Genomic DNA, 500 nt, shown 5'->3' with positions numbered 1-500 from the left:
TCGACCTGGCGGACGCTGTGGCGGCCGACGCGGGTGTAGACCGCGTGCTGCTCGAGGTATTCGCAGGCGTCGGCGATCGCAGCGTAGTGGGCGGCCTCGATCTTGTCGGCGATCTCGCGGGGTGCCAAGGCCCACAGCGCCGACACCGACTTCACCGGGGAGAACGTGAGGTCGAACCCGGCCACGGATTTCGTGTTCGGGCGGGAGGCGCGGGCGATCCAGCCCGATAGCTCCCGATCGTCGGCCGGGGGGCGCCCGAATTCCTCGGCGAACATGGTCAGAGCGACGTCGGTGCGGATCTGCTCACGAACCTCCGGAGGGATCTTGGCGTACTCGATGAGGCCTTGGGCACGGTTGTATTCGGCATAGGCGCGGGCGCACTCGAACCGGTAGCCAGCCTCGGCGACCACATATCGGTTATGCGGGCGGCCGAGCTGGGCCATCTTCGCGCCGTAGAGGCGGGCCACCCGCGGCGAGACACCCTCGGCCATCTGCTCGGC

1 protein-coding gene is annotated in these 500 nt (G+C 68.8%); it reads right to left on the bottom strand.

Going from position 1 to position 500, the window contains the following annotated elements; translation table 11 throughout:
• On the bottom strand, positions 1-500 hold a 500-nt coding region (locus A5780_RS27425), incomplete at both ends, for a relaxase domain-containing protein (RefSeq protein ID WP_156769689.1).

Origin of the sequence: Nocardia sp. 852002-20019_SCH5090214 (assembly GCF_001665865.1) — a bacterium.
Taxonomy (GTDB): domain Bacteria; phylum Actinomycetota; class Actinomycetes; order Mycobacteriales; family Mycobacteriaceae; genus Nocardia; species Nocardia nova.
Note: the sequence above shows the minus strand (reverse complement) of the source record. Positions and strands in the feature narration are given on the sequence as shown.